Annotated in this window: 1 protein-coding gene and 1 tRNA gene; one reads left to right on the forward strand and one right to left on the reverse strand. The window is 56.4% G+C overall.

Annotation, left to right across the window (positions count from 1 at the left end; all coding sequences use genetic code 11):
• Positions 1-591: 591 nt before the first annotated feature.
• Complete coding sequence (locus ASD01_RS37665; protein WP_090429371.1) at positions 592-792, forward strand: helix-turn-helix transcriptional regulator; 201 nt, start codon at positions 592-594, stop codon at positions 790-792.
• Between the two features lie 337 nt (positions 793-1129).
• Here ASD01_RS37665 and ASD01_RS25350 read toward each other — a convergent pair.
• A tRNA-Met gene (locus ASD01_RS25350) sits at positions 1130-1206 on the reverse strand.
• Positions 1207-1225: the final 19 nt, after the last annotated feature.

Consider the following 1225-nt stretch of genomic DNA (forward strand, 5'->3'; position numbering starts at 1 on the left):
AGAAGTCCACGACGGCAGCCGGTATGGAGAGTAACTAAACACCCTTGGCGGACCAGATTTGCGTGTCGCCTAAGGACCAGTTCACGATGACGCTTGATAACCGTCGCTTGTTCGACGCCCGAGGCCGCCGCCGCAGAGAGTTACTTTCAAGGACTCGACACGTGACTATCGACAACCTTGGTGTAAGACTTAATTCTTCGAATGTGCAGGGCGGACGGCTTCTGGTGTGGAAGGCGTCGCGATAGCGAGTCGCGCATGCATTTTCTACATTTAATCTCGTGGACGAACCATTTCGCTCACCACATGATCATTATGTTACTTCCGAGGTTTTGTCAATGCCATTGACTCCTTTTGGCATGGCCTTTGAGTCGCGACTGGGCCGCTTCGGACCGGCCACAGGGCACCAAGGATTCAAAGTATATTGTTGACACCGGGCCGTCTTAGTGTCAGTATATCCGGCTTTGCTATAGTATAGACAGCGCCACTTCCCTGTGCTACGGTGCCGTCCGTTAGATGAAACCCATGCATTGTCCCACGGATCTCAGTCCCCGTCGCAGAGGCGGAGGAGGTCGTTTGTTTGGAGTTACGGCGATGATTTTCAATGACACGGTTGGCTTCTATACTAGGCGCGAGGTATGCCGCATGACTACGCTCTCTCCACGGTCGCTCTACCGCTATATCAAGAAGGGGCTGTTCCCCCTTCCAGTGCCATTCTCGAAACGCAGGAAGGTCTGGTGGATCCCGGACGTGCACCAGTGGATCCGCGAACAGCTTAGAAAGCCGCGAAAATGAGTGATACGCTAACAGGATCAAGAGCTTGCGCTGTCAAATCGCGCAAGCTCCAGCACCAGATGAACGCGGGGCATTTTCCGCCAACACCCGCCAAGGCCGCCCTCATCCTGCGCGATACCGGGCCGAGCCGTTCACGACGAGCAATTACCGTAAGAAGCGCATCTGCGGCTCGAACCAGCCTCCTGCAAGGGGCGGCGGTTCATGGCGACTGCCGCACTCAACAGCGCCCCGTTTCCGCAGTGGCGGCCACATGCGGAATCGTTGCCCGGAATGTAGCCCGGAACGCAAAAAAGGCGCCCCGGAGGACGCCTTTTCAAAGCTAAGTAGCTGTAGAATTTGGTTGCGGGGGCAGGATTTGAACCTGCGGCCTTCAGGTTATGAGCCTGACGAGCTACCGGGCTGCTCCACCCCGCGTCCAGCGCAAATCCCTGTG

This window comes from Ensifer sp. Root423 (assembly GCF_001426275.1).
GTDB lineage: Bacteria > Pseudomonadota > Alphaproteobacteria > Rhizobiales > Rhizobiaceae > Ensifer > Ensifer adhaerens.

Coding starts and splice junctions, on each gene's coding strand:
- ASD01_RS37665 (WP_090429371.1), top strand. CDS start 592: ATGATTTTCAATGACACGGTTGGCTTCTATACTAGGCGCGAGGTATGC.